General features: G+C 60.7%; 17 protein-coding genes and 3 pseudogenes. 15 read left to right on the top strand and 5 right to left on the bottom strand.

Going from position 1 to position 13,871, the window contains the following annotated elements:
- Positions 1 to 166: 166 nt before the first annotated feature.
- The 3 genes and pseudogenes from ACFXS9_RS20835 (at position 167) to ACFXS9_RS20825 (ending at position 3,012) form a co-directional block, all read left to right on the top strand.
- On the top strand, positions 167 to 1,510 hold the full coding sequence (locus ACFXS9_RS20835; RefSeq protein WP_057846620.1) for an IS1182 family transposase: 1,344 nt from the start codon (positions 167 to 169) through the stop codon (positions 1,508 to 1,510).
- Positions 1,511 to 1,763: 253 nt separating this feature from the next.
- Positions 1,764 to 2,456: pseudogene (locus ACFXS9_RS20830) on the top strand (Fic family protein); the annotation flags it as partial.
- Positions 2,457 to 2,577: 121 nt separating this feature from the next.
- A complete protein-coding gene (locus tag ACFXS9_RS20825; protein ID WP_392700341.1) occupies positions 2,578 to 3,012 on the top strand; it encodes a hypothetical protein in 435 nt (144 codons plus the stop codon).
- Here ACFXS9_RS20825 and ACFXS9_RS20820 read toward each other — a convergent pair.
- A complete protein-coding gene (locus ACFXS9_RS20820) occupies positions 2,975 to 3,205 on the bottom strand; it encodes a hypothetical protein (RefSeq protein ID WP_392691665.1) in 231 nt (76 codons plus the stop codon). The genes ACFXS9_RS20825 and ACFXS9_RS20820 overlap by 38 nt on opposite strands.
- 77 nt (positions 3,206 to 3,282) lie before the next feature.
- On the opposite strand from ACFXS9_RS20820, the gene ACFXS9_RS20815 reads away from it, so the two are divergent.
- Positions 3,283 to 3,414 (top strand): hypothetical protein, encoded by a 132-nt coding sequence (locus ACFXS9_RS20815; protein WP_392691662.1) that lies wholly within the window; start codon positions 3,283 to 3,285, stop codon positions 3,412 to 3,414.
- A gap of 166 nt (positions 3,415 to 3,580) precedes the next feature.
- Positions 3,581 to 3,766 carry a hypothetical protein gene (locus ACFXS9_RS20810; protein WP_392691659.1) on the top strand — a complete coding sequence of 62 codons (186 nt, stop codon included), beginning with the start codon at positions 3,581 to 3,583 and terminating at the stop codon, positions 3,764 to 3,766.
- Between the two features lie 158 nt (positions 3,767 to 3,924).
- Here the strand turns inward: ACFXS9_RS20810 and ACFXS9_RS20805 are convergent.
- Both ACFXS9_RS20805 and ACFXS9_RS20800 read right to left on the bottom strand, forming a co-directional pair.
- Positions 3,925 to 5,171: pseudogene (locus ACFXS9_RS20805) on the bottom strand (type II toxin-antitoxin system HipA family toxin).
- On the bottom strand, positions 5,164 to 5,493 hold the full coding sequence (locus ACFXS9_RS20800; protein ID WP_392691656.1) for a helix-turn-helix domain-containing protein: 330 nt from the start codon (positions 5,491 to 5,493) through the stop codon (positions 5,164 to 5,166). Before ACFXS9_RS20800 ends, ACFXS9_RS20805 begins: the two are co-directional and overlap by 8 nt.
- A 140-nt stretch (positions 5,494 to 5,633) precedes the next feature.
- On the opposite strand from ACFXS9_RS20800, the gene ACFXS9_RS20795 reads away from it, so the two are divergent.
- The 7 genes from ACFXS9_RS20795 (at position 5,634) to ACFXS9_RS20765 (ending at position 10,125) form a co-directional block, all read left to right on the top strand.
- On the top strand, positions 5,634 to 5,939 hold the full coding sequence (locus tag ACFXS9_RS20795) for a hypothetical protein (protein WP_392691653.1): 306 nt from the start codon (positions 5,634 to 5,636) through the stop codon (positions 5,937 to 5,939).
- Positions 5,936 to 6,301, top strand: a complete 366-nt coding sequence (locus ACFXS9_RS20790) for a helix-turn-helix domain-containing protein (RefSeq protein WP_392691650.1) — start codon at positions 5,936 to 5,938, stop codon at positions 6,299 to 6,301. The genes ACFXS9_RS20795 and ACFXS9_RS20790 overlap by 4 nt, the downstream gene beginning before the upstream one ends.
- Before the next feature lie 5 nt (positions 6,302 to 6,306).
- Entirely contained in the window at positions 6,307 to 7,203 is an 897-nt protein-coding gene (locus ACFXS9_RS20785; RefSeq protein WP_392691647.1) for an ImmA/IrrE family metallo-endopeptidase, read from the top strand.
- Between the two features lie 13 nt (positions 7,204 to 7,216).
- Positions 7,217 to 7,648 (top strand): hypothetical protein, encoded by a 432-nt coding sequence (locus tag ACFXS9_RS20780; RefSeq protein ID WP_392691645.1) that lies wholly within the window; start codon positions 7,217 to 7,219, stop codon positions 7,646 to 7,648.
- A gap of 7 nt (positions 7,649 to 7,655) precedes the next feature.
- Positions 7,656 to 8,051, top strand: coding sequence for a hypothetical protein (locus ACFXS9_RS20775; protein WP_392691642.1), 396 nt, complete (start codon positions 7,656 to 7,658; stop codon positions 8,049 to 8,051).
- A 143-nt stretch (positions 8,052 to 8,194) separates the two neighbouring features.
- A complete protein-coding gene (locus tag ACFXS9_RS20770; protein WP_392691639.1) occupies positions 8,195 to 9,202 on the top strand; it encodes a nucleotide kinase domain-containing protein in 1,008 nt (335 codons plus the stop codon).
- Positions 9,203 to 9,219: 17 nt separating this feature from the next.
- Positions 9,220 to 10,125 (top strand): nucleoside triphosphate pyrophosphohydrolase family protein, encoded by a 906-nt coding sequence (locus tag ACFXS9_RS20765; RefSeq protein ID WP_392691637.1) that lies wholly within the window; start codon positions 9,220 to 9,222, stop codon positions 10,123 to 10,125.
- Here ACFXS9_RS20765 and acpS read toward each other — a convergent pair.
- Positions 10,107 to 10,511, bottom strand: coding sequence for a holo-ACP synthase (gene acpS / locus ACFXS9_RS20760; RefSeq protein WP_392699892.1), 405 nt, complete (start codon positions 10,509 to 10,511; stop codon positions 10,107 to 10,109). The two genes, ACFXS9_RS20765 and acpS, sit on opposite strands and share 19 nt — an antisense overlap.
- 59 nt (positions 10,512 to 10,570) lie before the next feature.
- On the opposite strand from acpS, the gene ACFXS9_RS20755 reads away from it, so the two are divergent.
- Complete coding sequence (locus tag ACFXS9_RS20755) at positions 10,571 to 11,731, top strand: metallophosphoesterase family protein (RefSeq protein ID WP_392699890.1); 1,161 nt, start codon at positions 10,571 to 10,573, stop codon at positions 11,729 to 11,731.
- 99 nt (positions 11,732 to 11,830) lie between these two features.
- Positions 11,831 to 12,850 carry a hypothetical protein gene (locus ACFXS9_RS20750; protein WP_392691634.1) on the top strand — a complete coding sequence of 340 codons (1,020 nt, stop codon included), beginning with the start codon at positions 11,831 to 11,833 and terminating at the stop codon, positions 12,848 to 12,850.
- Between the two features lie 194 nt (positions 12,851 to 13,044).
- Here ACFXS9_RS20750 and ACFXS9_RS20745 read toward each other — a convergent pair whose 3' ends face one another.
- The gene (locus tag ACFXS9_RS20745) at positions 13,045 to 13,245 is read right to left on the bottom strand and encodes a hypothetical protein (protein WP_392691632.1); all 201 of its coding nucleotides are present in this window, start codon (positions 13,243 to 13,245) and stop codon (positions 13,045 to 13,047) included.
- Positions 13,246 to 13,369: 124 nt separating this feature from the next.
- Here ACFXS9_RS20745 and ACFXS9_RS20740 point away from each other — a divergent pair.
- Positions 13,370 to 13,669, top strand: a pseudogene (locus ACFXS9_RS20740) (cell filamentation protein Fic); the annotation flags it as partial.
- Positions 13,670 to 13,871 lie beyond the last annotated feature (202 nt).

The following is a 13,871-nucleotide window of genomic DNA, read 5'->3' as shown; positions in this document are numbered from 1 at the left end:
TCGCTACCAGGTTGCCAAATGCGCGCATGTTCCTCGGTATCGAACCCGCGAAGGCTGATCGAAATGGTCTCGGGCGCGCTCGGCGGCGGCATTTCAGCCGCCGCACTAGGAGCCTGTCTGAGTAGTGACTGGTCAAGAGGGAGCGAGTCTGATTCCTTGCGCAGCCATGAGCAAGGAATTTCGCCCCTGGAAGATCGACGAGGCCCAGCTTCTGCCGCCGAGCGTGCAGGATTATGTGCCGAGGGACCACGTTTCGCGGCTGATCGTGTCGCTGGTCAGGGAAAGCCTTGATCTATCGGCGATCATAGGCAGCTACCGAAGCGGGCTGGGGCAGCCGCCGTTCGATCCTCGGATGCTGACGGCGCTGCTTCTGCACGGCTACGCGAGCGGTATCTACTCGTCGCGGCGGATCGCCAGGGCGGCGGTGGAGCGGGCGGATTTCATGATGATCGTGGCGGGCGATGCGCCGGACTTCCGCACGATCTCAGAGTTCCGGCGGCGGCACCTGAAGGCGCTGGCCGACCTGTTCGTGCAGGTGTTGAAGCTGGCCGAGAAGGCCGGGTTGGTGAAGCTCGGGCACGTTGCGCTCGACGGCACCAAGATCAAGGCGAACGCGTCCAAGCACAAGGCGATGAGCTATGATCGCATGAAGAAGCGGGAAGCGGAGCTTGCAGCGGAGGTCGACCGCTGGCTCAAGGCGGCGGAGGCCGCCGATGCGCAGGAGGATAAGCTCTACGGCGACAAGCGCGGCGACGAGATGCCCGATTGGGTGGCCGACAAGCAGAAGCGGCTTGAGAAGATCCGCGAGGCCAAGGCCGCGCTGGAGGCCGAAGCCAAGGCCGCAGCCGAGGCGGAGCGCAAGGCGCGGGCCGAAGCCGAGGAGCGCCGCATCGCCGAAGGGGGCAAAAAGAACGGCAAGACGTCCGCGCCGCCGAACACGGAGCCCGACGGCAAGGCGCAACGCAATTTCACCGACCCGGAAAGCCGCATCCTGAAGACCAAGGACGGTTACATCCAGGGCTACAACGCCCAGGCCGCGGTCGATGGTGCCCATCAGATCATCGTGGCGCAGACGCTGACCAGTTCCTCCAGCGATCAGGCGCAACTGGCGCCGTTGCTCGACGGGATCAGGGCCAATCTGGGGACCAATCCCGACGAAGTATCGGCCGACGCCGGCTACTGCTCCGACGCCAATCTTCGCACGATCAAACGGCGGCGCATCGAGGGCTACATCGCCACCGGAAGGCAGAAGCACGGCACCAAATCCGCCACCGCGAAAAAGGCTTCAAGACCCGGCTCGCTGATCGCCAGGATGAGCACCAAGCTCAAGCGCGCCGGCTACCGAAGTCGCTACCGCTTGCGCAAGCAGATCGTCGAAGCCGTCTTCGGACAGATCAAACAGGCAAGAGGGTTCAGGCAATTCCTGCTGCGCGGCATCGAAAAGGTCAGCGCAGAATGGGCGCTCATCTGCACCGCTCACAACCTCGTCAAGCTCGCAAGGGCCGCCTGAGCCGCCATTATCAAGATAAAACTGCCTTCCCAAAGCTAACTGGACAGGCTCCTAGGCTGGGTTGATACAACCTTTGACCCTGCATCAAGAACGATAAGACCACGACCTGATTCTAGGTCCAAATGGTCAATTTTTGATGCAAAATCAATGACTTGGCGCGGCCGGTTAAAGCGCAAATCGCGGTCATTCGTCTACATTGGCTGCCGATGACAGATGGTCCTGATTTTCAGAATGAAAATCAGGTCATAGCCTAATGAAAGGTCGAACGAAATCGGGTTGGAATATGAAAAACGACATCAAGACTGACATCAAGAGTCTCGCGCGCCATGCGGACCTCGGCCGTGTCGCTCACACCATAAAGCTGGAAGCCCAGGCGACCAGCGATGCCAATCTTGAAGCGCACCGAGGCGTATATCCGCGGCCAGATCAAGGAGCGCGACCTATGGAACAAGCCCTGAGCGATCCCTTCGAAGAGCCCGACGATGCCACGCCGCTCGCGCCGGGAGAACGCGATGCGCTGTTGCAGACCTGGATCACAGATCGCGACGATCTCAATGGGGCGGAGCAGGAAAACATCGTCAAGGGCGCGGCCTGGGCAGGCAAGCGGCGGGGCAAACCCTCCGATCTGCTGATGAGGATTTCGCAAAGACGCTGCACAAGCAGATGTTTGGCGAGGTCTGGCAATGGGCGGGGTCATATCGTCAGACCGAGCGCAATATCGGGATCGAGGCATACCGCATCCTGGCGGAAACGCCAGCGATGTTCGACGACGTGCGCTATTGGGTCGAACATCAAACCTCCGCCGGATGAGATCGCTGTGCGGCTTCATCACCGCCTCACGGCAATCCATCCTTGGTCGAACGCCAACGGCCGCCATGCGCGCCTGATGGCGGATCTGCTGATTCAGCGTATAGGCGGTAAGGTCCTCACTTGGGGCGGCGGGACATTCTCGGATGTCGGCGACCTGCGCACGCGCTATGTCGCGGCGCCCAAGGCCGCCGACATCACGACATCAGCCCGCTTCTGGAATTCGCGCGGTCATGAGAGGGAAAGACGGGTAAGCCGGGATGGAGCTCAGCGTCACCGATCGCAGCCTGTTTGTCTTCGTGGACGATACCGGCCACGAGGCGCTCGTGTCCGGCCATCCGGTCTATGGGCTCGGCGGCTGCGCGGTCCTCGCGGCGGATCTTGAGCGCGTCATCTGCCATCTGTGGCACGAGGTGCGCCGGCGGGTTCGCGGGTCTGCCGACACGCCGCTCCACGCCGCGGCGCTCGGCCATCCGCAGCGTATGGAGGACATCGAGGCCGTACGGAATTTTTCCGCAGCCTTCGCCCGCATCCGCGCTATCATCTCGAACCAAACCAAACGGGACCATGGGATTGCCGTCGTCAACATCATTGCCGAGACGTTCAAGCGGCGCATGGTTGACATCGCACGGTGGACGCCGTTTTCCGAACTGCATGTCATTTCCGAGGCCTGCGGCCGCGGACGAACTGATTGAGCAAGCGTTCGGCGATTTCCGGATCGAGGAAGACGGACGCCCGATCCCCGTCGAATGCAATTTCATGCCCAAGGCCGTGCATGAACCGGCTCTGGAAGTTGCGGATTTTGTGATGCACGCGGTCGGCCGCCAGGCGCGCCGCCGAATCGAGGGCAGGGACGAGTTCGCGCCCGATTTCGCGGCCGTCTTTCACAACCAGGATCCGATACGCGTGAGCTATACAGATGTGGCCGAAGTAAAGCGGACTCCGGCGGAACAAGGACAGAGTAAGTGATCGCCCGCGAGCCCTATCAACAAACGCTTCAGGCGCTTTCAAAGCTGGATTTCACGGACAAGGGCGAAACCTTCCTCGAGCAGAGATTCGTCGCGCTTCTGCTCGAATGCCTATTCGCCACAGGTTGATAGCATCGATCCGCTCTTTTTCTGGCTCACTAATCCGGTGCGCGGCCTAGCGGTCGTCCCGCTTGTGTAGAGCGTAATCCTCACAGCATCACAGTCTTGACGCCCTGCCTCGCGGACACGATCGCGAGACTACCAGCTGCCGCTGCAACATTCGTATATTTTGACGATGGAAGGGATGCGGTTGGCGCCCGGCAAGATCACGCGGAACTACTTCGGCAGCGAAGGCATGGATACAGTCTTCAAGGAAGAAGTGGTCGAGAGGCTGCTTTCACGAGGTGATGGCCGCGACATGCTGAACACCGTGCACATCATTGAACGCAAAAGGGTGAACGCGGGCGCGTTCCTCGACTAGCTAAGCTAGCCTAACGATTCATGGAATGGCCATGACCGTAGCCGTCTAGCGCCGCTGAAAGCGAATGTCCAAGTTCAAATGATCTCGGAGTGGTGTTCTTTCGGTCGCGCTACGTCTTTGGCAGATCATCACCAGCAATGCTCCGGCGTAGGTTCTCGTCATAGCGCCAAGGCTCGTTTGAGATCGTCGTGTTCGAAGGCGCTGGCCATGCGGTTGATCTCAGCCGATCTGGCGCCGACTGCTTTGGCGCTATCACGCCAGGTCGTCGTCACCGCCGCGACTTCTTTAATAGTTGCGCGGGCTTGCACGAGCGTGAGGCCGAAAAACTCCGAAGCGGCTTCCAGCAAGTCGAGTGAACAGGTGCCTTCGTCGAGGTCGATATTTGTTGTCAGCACGCGTGCTTTGAGATCCGTCGGCACCGGGTTGAGGTCGTAGGCGGGAGAGAGCGTCCAGCCCGCCTTACCGAGCCAGAGGAAGCCGTGGTTGCGCAGATGATCGTCGACATTGGAGATGAGCACGTTGAAGACGACGCGCCGATAGAGTGCATGGGCGTCGGTCTTTCCTTGCGCGCCATGTTGCGCAAGGGCGTCGACTATCTCCGGATAGCTGCCTCGCTCGCCGTCTTTGGCGCCCATCATCGCCATGGCCGACAAGAATCGGATGCGGGTCGCGCCGGTGCGGTCGAAGCGACGCGACAGCATGACCGGTTTGCCGGCCACTTCGATTAATTCATGGTGCGGAGTAGCGATGCCGGCCTGACCAGCCAGCCGCAGCGCGATCTCCTCCCAGGTCTCCATGCTATAGTCGTCGGTCTCCTTCGGGAATTTGGCGATGGAGAGGTTGCCATGCTGATCAACGACGGATGCTTTCGGCCGTGCTCCGCCGAGAGAGGAGCCGGGTGCGAAGATAAGCTGGAGATCCTCGTCCGTTTCCTCGTCCCGGAGAATCCGCTCGGTAATCTGCAGGAGCCGTCCGAGTTCGATCAGGGCAGGGACGGCGGCGCGGATCGGCGCCTGGAAAGTCTCTTGCCCTGCCCAGCGGAATCGTAGCGCGCCGAGACGGGTTTCATCGGCGACGCCAAGCAGGTAATCGCTCTCCGCCAGGGTGCGAACTGCGCGGCCCTCGCGTTCAGCTAGGCGGCGTTCGAGCGTTGCATCAGACGTCGGCCCCAAGTGTCGGGTGCGGAGTCGCCGATGGAGCCGAAGATGGCTTGGCCGGGTGGTGGCGCGAAGCCGCCGCGCGTCAGCTTGAGGGCCGGCTCGATAGAGAAGCGATCAGGATCTTCGAGCCACTCGGGCGCATACTCGAAGACGACTGTTTCGTTACCTCGAACGCGGTTGCTTCTGGCCAAACCGACGCGCCGCGTGCGGCCGTCCAGCTCGATGTGGACTTCGAATTCAGCCATTGTCTCGGGCGGTTCGCTTGAGGTGGATATGTTTGGGTAGCTCTGCGCTGGCCAGCGCCTGTCCGACTGGGTCGTTGCTGATGTCGGCGACCTGGCTCAGACGGTCGAGCAGGCCGAGCGCCTGGAGGACGCCGGCATAAATCCCGACGCTTACATTGGTGTCCCCGGCTTCAACTTTCTGGAGCGTTGAGCGGGAAGTGAATGCGCGCTCGGCCACGACCGCCATCGGCAGCCGTCGTCGCCGGCGGGCATCGTGAATGTCCGTGCCGAGCTTGCGCAGGGCCCGCCGCACAGCAGCAGGAGGATTATGTGGAGTAGGCATTTGTCACCTTCGTACTACAGATTGGCAAAATATGTAGCACGAAGATTACATTTTTACTAGTCGGCTGGAAGGATCGACAGCCCCTTGAAAATCCACGAATGTAAGATTATCTTACCATATGTCGGATCAAGGAGGCTTCCATGGACCCTGCTACCCTTAAGGAAAAGCTAATCGCTGTTCTCAGCCAGATTCAAGCTGACAGCGGCTTGGATTGCCCATCGCTGAGTGGCACGATCAAACCGGTTGAGACCTTGCCCAAGTTCGACAGCAAGGTCTGGCCCGTTGCGACCACGATCCTCGCCACAGAGATCGGCGCGACGATCCCGAACGACGTCAATATCTTCGTCGACGAGACCACCAAGCTTCCGCGCTCCATCGACGAGACGGCGATCTTCGTCTGTGACCTGCTCAAGAAGCAAAGCGAGAAGGAAGCGGCCGCGGCATGACCGAGCTCGATCCCGCGAAGCGGGCCCAGATCGCTGATCGACTGAAAGAGGCGCGCAAGCTGTCCGGCTTGTCACAAGGCCATGTCGCCAAGATAATCGGCCTGCACCGTCCTTCCATCACCGAGATCGAAGCAGGCAACCGCCGTGTCTCAGCCGACGAACTCGTCCGACTTGCAGAGATCTATGACGTCAGCGTCGCCTGGCTGCTCGGCGAAGCGCCCGAGGCGCTCGACGCTCAAGATCCGCGGCTTGAGCTTGCCGCACGCGAACTCTCCAAACTCAAGCCAGATGATCTGGAACGTTTGCTTAGGCTGTTAGCGGCGATGCGCAACGATTCCACCGCGAACGGGGACGATCGCTGATGAGTGTGACGCGCACCAAGCCCAGCTTTGATCGCCGCGCCTTGGCGACCCAGGCCATGCAGGCAGCCACGGCCACGCGGGCGAAGGCCCAACTCGACCAGGCCGGGCCGATCTGCATCTACGGGGTATGCGAGACGCTGGGCGTTGTGGTGCGCTTCAACAACATCAACATGGAGGGGATGTATCAGCGCGGCCTTCCTCCGCGCATCCATCTCTCGGCCCGACGGCCGCTACCGCGGCGCACTTACAATTGCGCGCATGAGCTCGGCCATCACGTGTTCGGCCATGGCTCGTCGATCGACGAGCTGCGCGAGGATGCGAAGGCGCACCCTTGGGAGGACCCAAAAGAGTTTCTGGCGGACACGTTTGCGGGCTTCATCCTCATGCCAATCATCGGCCTGCGCCGTGCCTTCTCGGTCCGGCGCTGGGCGCCGGAAACGGCGACGCCGGCGCAGATCTTCACCATCGCCTGCGAGTTCGGCGTCGGCTACGCGACGCTCGTCACTCACCTCTCGGCAGGCGTGAACATGCTATCGCGCAGCCGCGCTGCCGCCCTGCAACGTGTCACGCCCAAGGCCCTGCGCATGGATATTCTCGGTGCCCTGACGCCTGATCCCTTGATTGTCGTCGATCGCCATCGTACCGCGCCCACTTTGGACGCGCAGGTCAAGACGCTGCTTCTTTTGCCGTCCGGTGCCGAGGTCGCGGGCGACGGACTAGCATTCGAGCGCGATCTAGCCCTCGGACGCCTGTTCCGAGCGGTGAAGCCGGGGATCTTCCAGGCCAGCGCCGGTGACTGGGCGGCCTTCGTGCGCGTCGCTCCGGTCCAGAAAAACGAGCCGTCGTACGGCTACATCGGTCTCGCTCAATTTCGTCACTTGGAGGAGGACCTAGATGAGTAAGGCCAAGATTCTGGTGGCGCCGCCACCCGTGATTATTGACGACTCCAATCTTTCGCGCGCGTGGGCGCGGCTACTGCTGCAAATCCTCGACGGCGCCGGCACCGAGGTAGCCCCGTTGATGCTGAGCCTGAGCGGCTTCGACCAAAACGGCGCGGCCGCCGAAGACCCCGCGGTGCGCCAAGCCCTCGATCGGCTGCTCAAGCGCAAGAGCCGGCTCGTTGTCGACGACGTCGCATTCACGATCTTCCCCCAGCGACTCTGGGAGATGTCGCGCGGCGACCGGGCCCGCCTTTTTCGCCCTCTATCGCGCGACGTTCCCGCGCTGGCAGGCGATGAACCGCAAAGCCAATGGCCGTGGCCTATATTTCGAGCGCATGGTCATGTATGGGCGTGGCCCGTGCGACGGCAATCAACTGGATTGGATTTTGTCTCAGTTCAATTCTAGGACGGGCGTGCGGCGTTCGATGCTTCAAGCGACCACTTTCGATCCGGGGCGCGACCACGTTGCCAGTGCGCAGTTGGGCTTTCCCTGCCTGCAGCAGGTGAGCTTCGAGCCGACCTCCGCCGGACTCGTCACCAATGCCTTCTATGCCACCCAGCAGATCTTCGACAAAGCCTACGGCAACTATCTCGGCCTGGCTCAGCTCGGCGCGTTCATGGCCCATGAAATGGGCATGCCGCTCGCGCGCGTGAACGTCATGGTCGGGATCGCCAAACTTGAGCGGATCACCAAGAGCGACACAGATTTCGTACCGTTGGTCGCCACTGCCCAGGCCCTCGTCGGGCCGTCCGTCGTGCCGGTGGCGCGGGCGTCTGTCGCCGCTGCGACCGCAGGAGTGACGCATTGAGTCCACAGTCTTCGAAAGTTCCACCGAAGCGTCCACGCGGCCGCCCCCCGAAATCCCGCCCAAGTGCCACCGCCGCATCGCTCCCGATGGACATGCCGGTTTTCACTCTGCCGTCTAAGCCGTCAGCGGCGCGAGCACCGATCGTGCTACCTCAGTTGGCGCCGGCCAAGGTGTCGGAGGTCTATGAGAGTTATTGGCGCTTCGCCGCTGAACGGCAGGCGGTTTTCTTCCGCCGTGCATGCGGCGAGACGCACCCGTGGACTAATAATCCGGTGCTGGCGATCTACAAGTTCACGAACGCCTATCGCGCATCCGACCGCGTCAGCCAATATCTGATCCGGCATGTCATCTACCGTGACGACTTGCCCAAGTCGCCGCGCGAGGTGTTCTTTCGCATTCTGTTGTTCAAGCTATTCAACAAAATCGAGACCTGGCAGCTTTTGGAGCGGACGTTCGGATCGATCACCTTCGAGGACTATCGCTTCGCAGCCTATGACAAGGTGCTCGCGCGCGCGATGCGTAGCGGCCACCGTATCTACTCGGCCGCCTACATCATGCCTCCCGGGAGTCGCGCCTTTGGGCAACCTGCGAAGCACCAAAACAATCTCTTGCTGCTCGAACGCATGATGGCTGATCGACTCCCCGAGCGCTTGGCGCAGGCACCATCCATGCAGGAGGGCTTCGAAAAGCTCCGGTCCTATCCGACGATCGGTGACTTCCTAGCCTACCAGTTTGTCACCGACATCAACTACAGCGAGATCACCAATTTCAGTGAGATGGACTTCGTTGTGCCCGGACCAGGCGCGCGCGACGGTCTACGCAAATGTTTCGTCGATCCGGGCGGCTTAAACGAGCCCGAGCTCATCCGACTGATGGCCGACTTGCAGGAACAGGAGTTCGAGCGGCTTGGCCTCGACTTTCAATCGCTTTGGGGACGCCGGCTGCAACTGATCGACTGCCAGAACTTGTTTTGCGAGGTCGACAAGTATGCCCGTGTAGCGCACCCGCAGATCGCGGGAAAGACCGGCCGCGTGCGTATCAAGCAGAAGTTCGAACCGACCCCAGAGCCGATCGACCTCTTCTATCCCCCCAAGTGGAAGCTCAACGACAAGATCCGTGTTGCAGCGTCTCAACGCGCTGTAGCTGGGTAACGCCGAAGGAGACGTGTATGAACTTCGACAACTATCAGAAGGAGGCGCTGCGCACCGATCGTGTGCCTGGGGGCGTCGGTGCCGACGATGCCGCTTCGCTGATCGTACCCATGCTCGGTCTCGCCGGCGAAACCGGCCAACTGCTGAGTGAATACAAGAAGCATCTGCGTGATGGTGAAGCGCATCGTCTGTTCAAGGAGCGTGTGTCCGAGGAACTGGGCGATCTGCTCTGGTACGTCGCTAACGTCGCGAGCAAGTTCGATCTCTCGCTTTCCGACATCGCCGCCGCGAACCTGGCCAAGGTCAAGCAGCGCTGGGCCATCGAGCGTGCCGAGCCGTTGAGCTTTGATGCAATGCTCCCAGAAGGCGAGCGGTTGCCACGTCGGTTCGAGGTTGAGCTCATCGATATCGAAGGTGAGGATCGCCAACGGGTCCGCGTCGTCATTGATGGCAAGCCGTACGGGGCGGAACTCACCGACAATGCCTATGATCCCGATGGCTATCGGTTCCACGACGTCTTCCATTTCGCCTATGCTGCCGTCTTGGGCTGGTCGCCCATCACCCGTGCCCTGCTTCAGCGGAAGCGCAAAAGTCGGCCGTTGCTCGACGAAGTGGAAGATGGCGGACGCGCCGCTGTCATAGAGGAGGGTGTGGCGGCGCTTGCGTTCGAGTATGCGCGTCGTCACCGTTTGCTCGAGGGTGTGGCCGCGCTCGATTTTCAGCTACTACGTACGATCAAGGACATGACGTCTCATCTGGAGGTGCGGCAATGCACCACCGGGGAGTGGGAACAGGCCATTCTGCAAGGTTTCGATGTGTGGCGGGCGGTTCTCGCCGCGCGTGGCGGGCGCCTCGCTGTCGATCTCGACGAGCGGCGCATCAACTTTCAAGGGCCACCCACGGGTCAGGAGCCGTCGGCTTGAGCGCCGGAGCCCAGCGCGAGAGCACTCGCCATGGCCATACCGCCGGCATGGCTGATGCTAAGCAACCATGCGGTCACGCCCAATGCCGCGGCGGCTTTCGCCGCGCCGCCGGTGAGCCGCACATTCGGCGCCGCGCCAGCTGTGCGGTGAATTACGACATCCGTAAATGCGACACCCGCACCAAATCCCGTGCCGAGCGCCTTGAGCACCGCCTCCTTGGCGGCGAACCGCCCAGCCAGGCGTTCGACCCGATCGGTCGCATCACCGATCTCCTCAAGTTCGGCCGAGACGAAACAGCGTGGTATCAAGGGATCGCGCGGGTCTTCGATCCATCGCCGCAATTCGGCCACCTCAACCACATCGATTCCATGTCCGATGACATTCACGCCGGTCAACAAACTCCAAAATTCCGTTCGCGGGACCTTTCCCTCACTCTTAGCCTTTCATTATAGATGATCATGCCCAATTCCGCGACATTTCTTCACCTGACACATTTCTACACCTGACCGATGCTCATCTCGCGCAATCCGGGGTGCCCTTTGAGGGTGACGATCACAAGGTCGATATTCCTGCAATCGAGCAAGAGACGCGCGAATCTGCGCTTGAGCTGATGTGCAGTCGTCTTGCGGAGCGTCTGAACCGAAGCGAACGGAAGTTGGATGGCGTGTTGTTTTCGGGCGACGCGCAGGATCGGGGGCGCCCTGGCGGGCATCGGCTTCTCTTCGATCTGCTTCTTCGCCACTTTGGGCCGCTGGGCGTGACAGCCGCGAACATCGTTGCGATACCAGGCAACCACGACGTTTCTCGCGATAGTCCGCCGAGCTCAAAGGTCCGCTACGAGGCCTTCACCGATGTCTGGCGGAACGCGGGATGCGTGACGCCGTGGCTCGACGGGGTGGACACAGCGGCCAACGATGGGGGGCCTCATCGGCTTGTGGGCGGCGAGGGGCTTTGGGCGGTATTTCCGATCAATACGAGCAATTGGTCGCACGTCACGCGGATCTTGCCGGAGCCCCTCGCAAGCGTATGGGCCGATCTGCCGACCCTTGCCGCGGGCGGCGATGCTGCCAGAGCGGACAAGCTGCGCGCGCAGCTAGATGACATGGCGCGATACGACATGGCGCGTGTCTCGGGCAAGCAACTGGAAATCCTGCGCGAGCTTATCGAGACAACGCCACAGCAGTCCGCTGGGCGTCAACTTCGAATCGCGCTACTTCATCACCATCTCCGCGCTCCAAGCTTGCGTGAAGAGTTGAAGCCATTTGCAGACGTATCAAACTTGGAGCAGGTCCGATCCTTTTTACGCGATCGTGGAATCGCTGTTGTGCTCCACGGTCACAAGCACGAGCATTCGGCCCAGTTCGAGCACATTTACAATCAGGAAGGTGATCAGGATCACCGCACCCTCGTGATCTCCGGCGCGACTTTTGAGCCCGGGCGTGAGTCAGATGCGGCGCGCTTGATCACAATCACAGGCATGCCAAATAGCCCAGCAGTGTCTATTGAACCGATTGCCATTCCACGCGCTGGCGTCGACTCTCGTGATCCGCCTCCAATCATTCGTCGGATATGGTCGACGGATATCGTTCCCGAGCACCGGTCCTGATGTAGCGACCTGGATGAGGTTTATGACCGCGTTTGCGAAGCGGCGGCAAACGATGCTGCCAACGGGATTCTGATCGTACATCTTGACTTGCCGGCAGGAATGAACGGTGAGTTGCCGCTTCCCTATAACTATCCGTTGCCGGAGCCAATGGAAGGTCCCGAGCGTCGGCGTTGGCTGAAGGAGCTCGTTTCATGGTGGCAGCTCGAGCGATCCGGGCTGGAGCACCGGATGCCCTTTGTGCATGGCAGTCGACTTCGGCGCTATGGCGGTAAGATCAATCAGGTGGAGCGAGTCATCAAACTTCTCAAGGTTAGGGCGAGCACGCGCGCGCTCGCGATTTTGATCGATCCGTTTCGAGACTTTACGGCTGATGGGACGGACGAGGAGTTCGCGTCATTCTGCTTGGTGGAATTCAAGCGCCGCGAGCTTGGCGGTTCGCAGCGCACGATCGATGTGATCGCGTTCTACCGGACCCAGGAGTTCGCGCGATGGTGGCCGATCAACATCGCAGAGCTGCGCCACCTGCAGTGGGAGATCTGCGGCGCGCTCGGCTTTCTACCGGGCCGGATTACGACGATTTCAGCCGACGCACGCACTCACTCGCGGTCACCAACGCAGGTTGCGATGCCGATCATCGATCGATGGTTGGATCAAGCTCCTGAGCGCCTTCATTTGCTGGCGAACGCTTTGGTGCACGGAAATGTCCGCGACGGGCAGCAGCGGGATGCGGTGCGTGGGTGGGAACGCGCCCTCTCCGACTTGGAGGCGACCGCGAACGAGTACAATCCCGACGGTCTTCCGATCGCCATCGATGGTCTCAAGCTCCTGGCTTCGTACCTGGAGGTCGTGAACGAGGATGAAGATCCAACTCTCAAGAGTCTCACGCGTGTCTTGCGGCGGTTAGCGCGCGACAATGAGGGATTTGAGGAGGAGTCGCGGCACGCGGCGATCTTTTTCTGTAGTCCGGCAATCCTCGGTATCGAACCCGCGAAGGCTGATCGAAATGGTCTCGGCCGCGGTCGGCGGCTGCATTTCAGCCACCGCACCAGGCTGGGTTTAAGACCACAGCCTGATTCTAGGTCAAAATGGTCAATTTTTGATGCAAAACCAAGGGCTTAGCGCGGGCGATTAAAGCGCAAATCGCGGTCATTCGTCTACATTGGCTGCCGATGACAGATGACAGAGATGATCCTGATTTTCAGAATGAAAATCAGATCATAGTGTGATGAAAGGTCAAACGAAATCGGGTTGGAATATGAAAAACGACATCAAGGACTCTCGAGCGCCAACGGTTGGACGAACGACTAGACGGCTCAAACCAGCCAGCGGTTCCGCATGCCGCCAAAAGTTGGACCCAGGCCATACACGACGCCTTGGGCATGACGGGCGTGCAATTCGCCGGCCGGCTCAAAATCCGCCCCCAAAGCGTCGAGGCGCTCGACTGCACGCTCGTCTATGCCCTTGTACCCGAACAGCTCCCTTGAGCATGCCGTGCGCGCGCGCAAAATCGCCATGTGGGACCTCGGCCGTGTCGCTCACACCATGAAGCTGGAAGCGGACCAGCGATGCCAATCTTGAAGCGCGCATCGAGGCGTATATCCGCGACCAGTTCAAGGCGCGCGGCCTATTGAACGAGCCATGAGCGATCTCTTCGAAGAGCCCGACGATGCTACGCCCCTCGCGCCGGGAGAACGCGATGCGCTGTGGCAGACCTGGATCACGGATCGCGACGATCTCAATGAGGCGGAGCAGGAAAACATCGTCAAGGGCGCGGCCTGGGCAGGCAAGCGGCGGGGCAAACCCGCCGATCTGCTGAATGAGGATTTCGCAAAGACGCTGCACAAGCAGATGTTCGGCTAGGTGTGGAAATGGGCGGGGTCATATCGTCAGACCGAGCGCAATATCGGGATCGAGGCATACCGCATGCCGATACGCATTGATGGCGAGATGTCACGGCGGCGCAGAGAATGGGTGATCCCCGTTTGATCAAGCCTTCGCTCGTGCTAGGCGGTGCAATGACAGAGGGGGAATCGCGGCTGAGCCGCTTCGGGCAGGCTCCGTCAAAGGAAGATACGAACCGCAATGTGACGTAGTAGGTCACTTCAATGGCAGAAGCCCACCGTTTGAGCGATGATCTAAG

Origin of the sequence: Bradyrhizobium sp. RDI18 (genome assembly GCF_043203335.1) — a bacterium.
GTDB lineage: Bacteria > Pseudomonadota > Alphaproteobacteria > Rhizobiales > Xanthobacteraceae > Bradyrhizobium > Bradyrhizobium retamae.
The sequence above is the reverse complement of the archived record's forward strand: the minus strand, read 5'-3'. Positions and strand labels throughout refer to the sequence as shown.

Excerpts from the sequence above, each read along its gene's own strand:
- ACFXS9_RS20810 (WP_392691659.1), top strand. The coding sequence starts at position 3,581 with ATGGAAGGGATGCGGTTGGCGCCCGGCAAGATCACGCGGAACTACTTC.
- ACFXS9_RS20750 (WP_392691634.1), top strand. The coding sequence starts at position 11,831 with ATGAACGGTGAGTTGCCGCTTCCCTATAACTATCCGTTGCCGGAGCCA.
- ACFXS9_RS20825 (WP_392700341.1), top strand. The coding sequence starts at position 2,578 with ATGGAGCTCAGCGTCACCGATCGCAGCCTGTTTGTCTTCGTGGACGAT.
- ACFXS9_RS20800 (WP_392691656.1), bottom strand. The coding sequence starts at position 5,493 with ATGCCTACTCCACATAATCCTCCTGCTGCTGTGCGGCGGGCCCTGCGC.
- ACFXS9_RS20745 (WP_392691632.1), bottom strand. The coding sequence starts at position 13,245 with ATGGCGATTTTGCGCGCGCGCACGGCATGCTCAAGGGAGCTGTTCGGG.
- ACFXS9_RS20790 (WP_392691650.1), top strand. The coding sequence starts at position 5,936 with ATGACCGAGCTCGATCCCGCGAAGCGGGCCCAGATCGCTGATCGACTG.
- ACFXS9_RS20795 (WP_392691653.1), top strand. The coding sequence starts at position 5,634 with ATGGACCCTGCTACCCTTAAGGAAAAGCTAATCGCTGTTCTCAGCCAG.
- ACFXS9_RS20765 (WP_392691637.1), top strand. The coding sequence starts at position 9,220 with ATGAACTTCGACAACTATCAGAAGGAGGCGCTGCGCACCGATCGTGTG.
- ACFXS9_RS20835 (WP_057846620.1), top strand. The coding sequence starts at position 167 with ATGAGCAAGGAATTTCGCCCCTGGAAGATCGACGAGGCCCAGCTTCTG.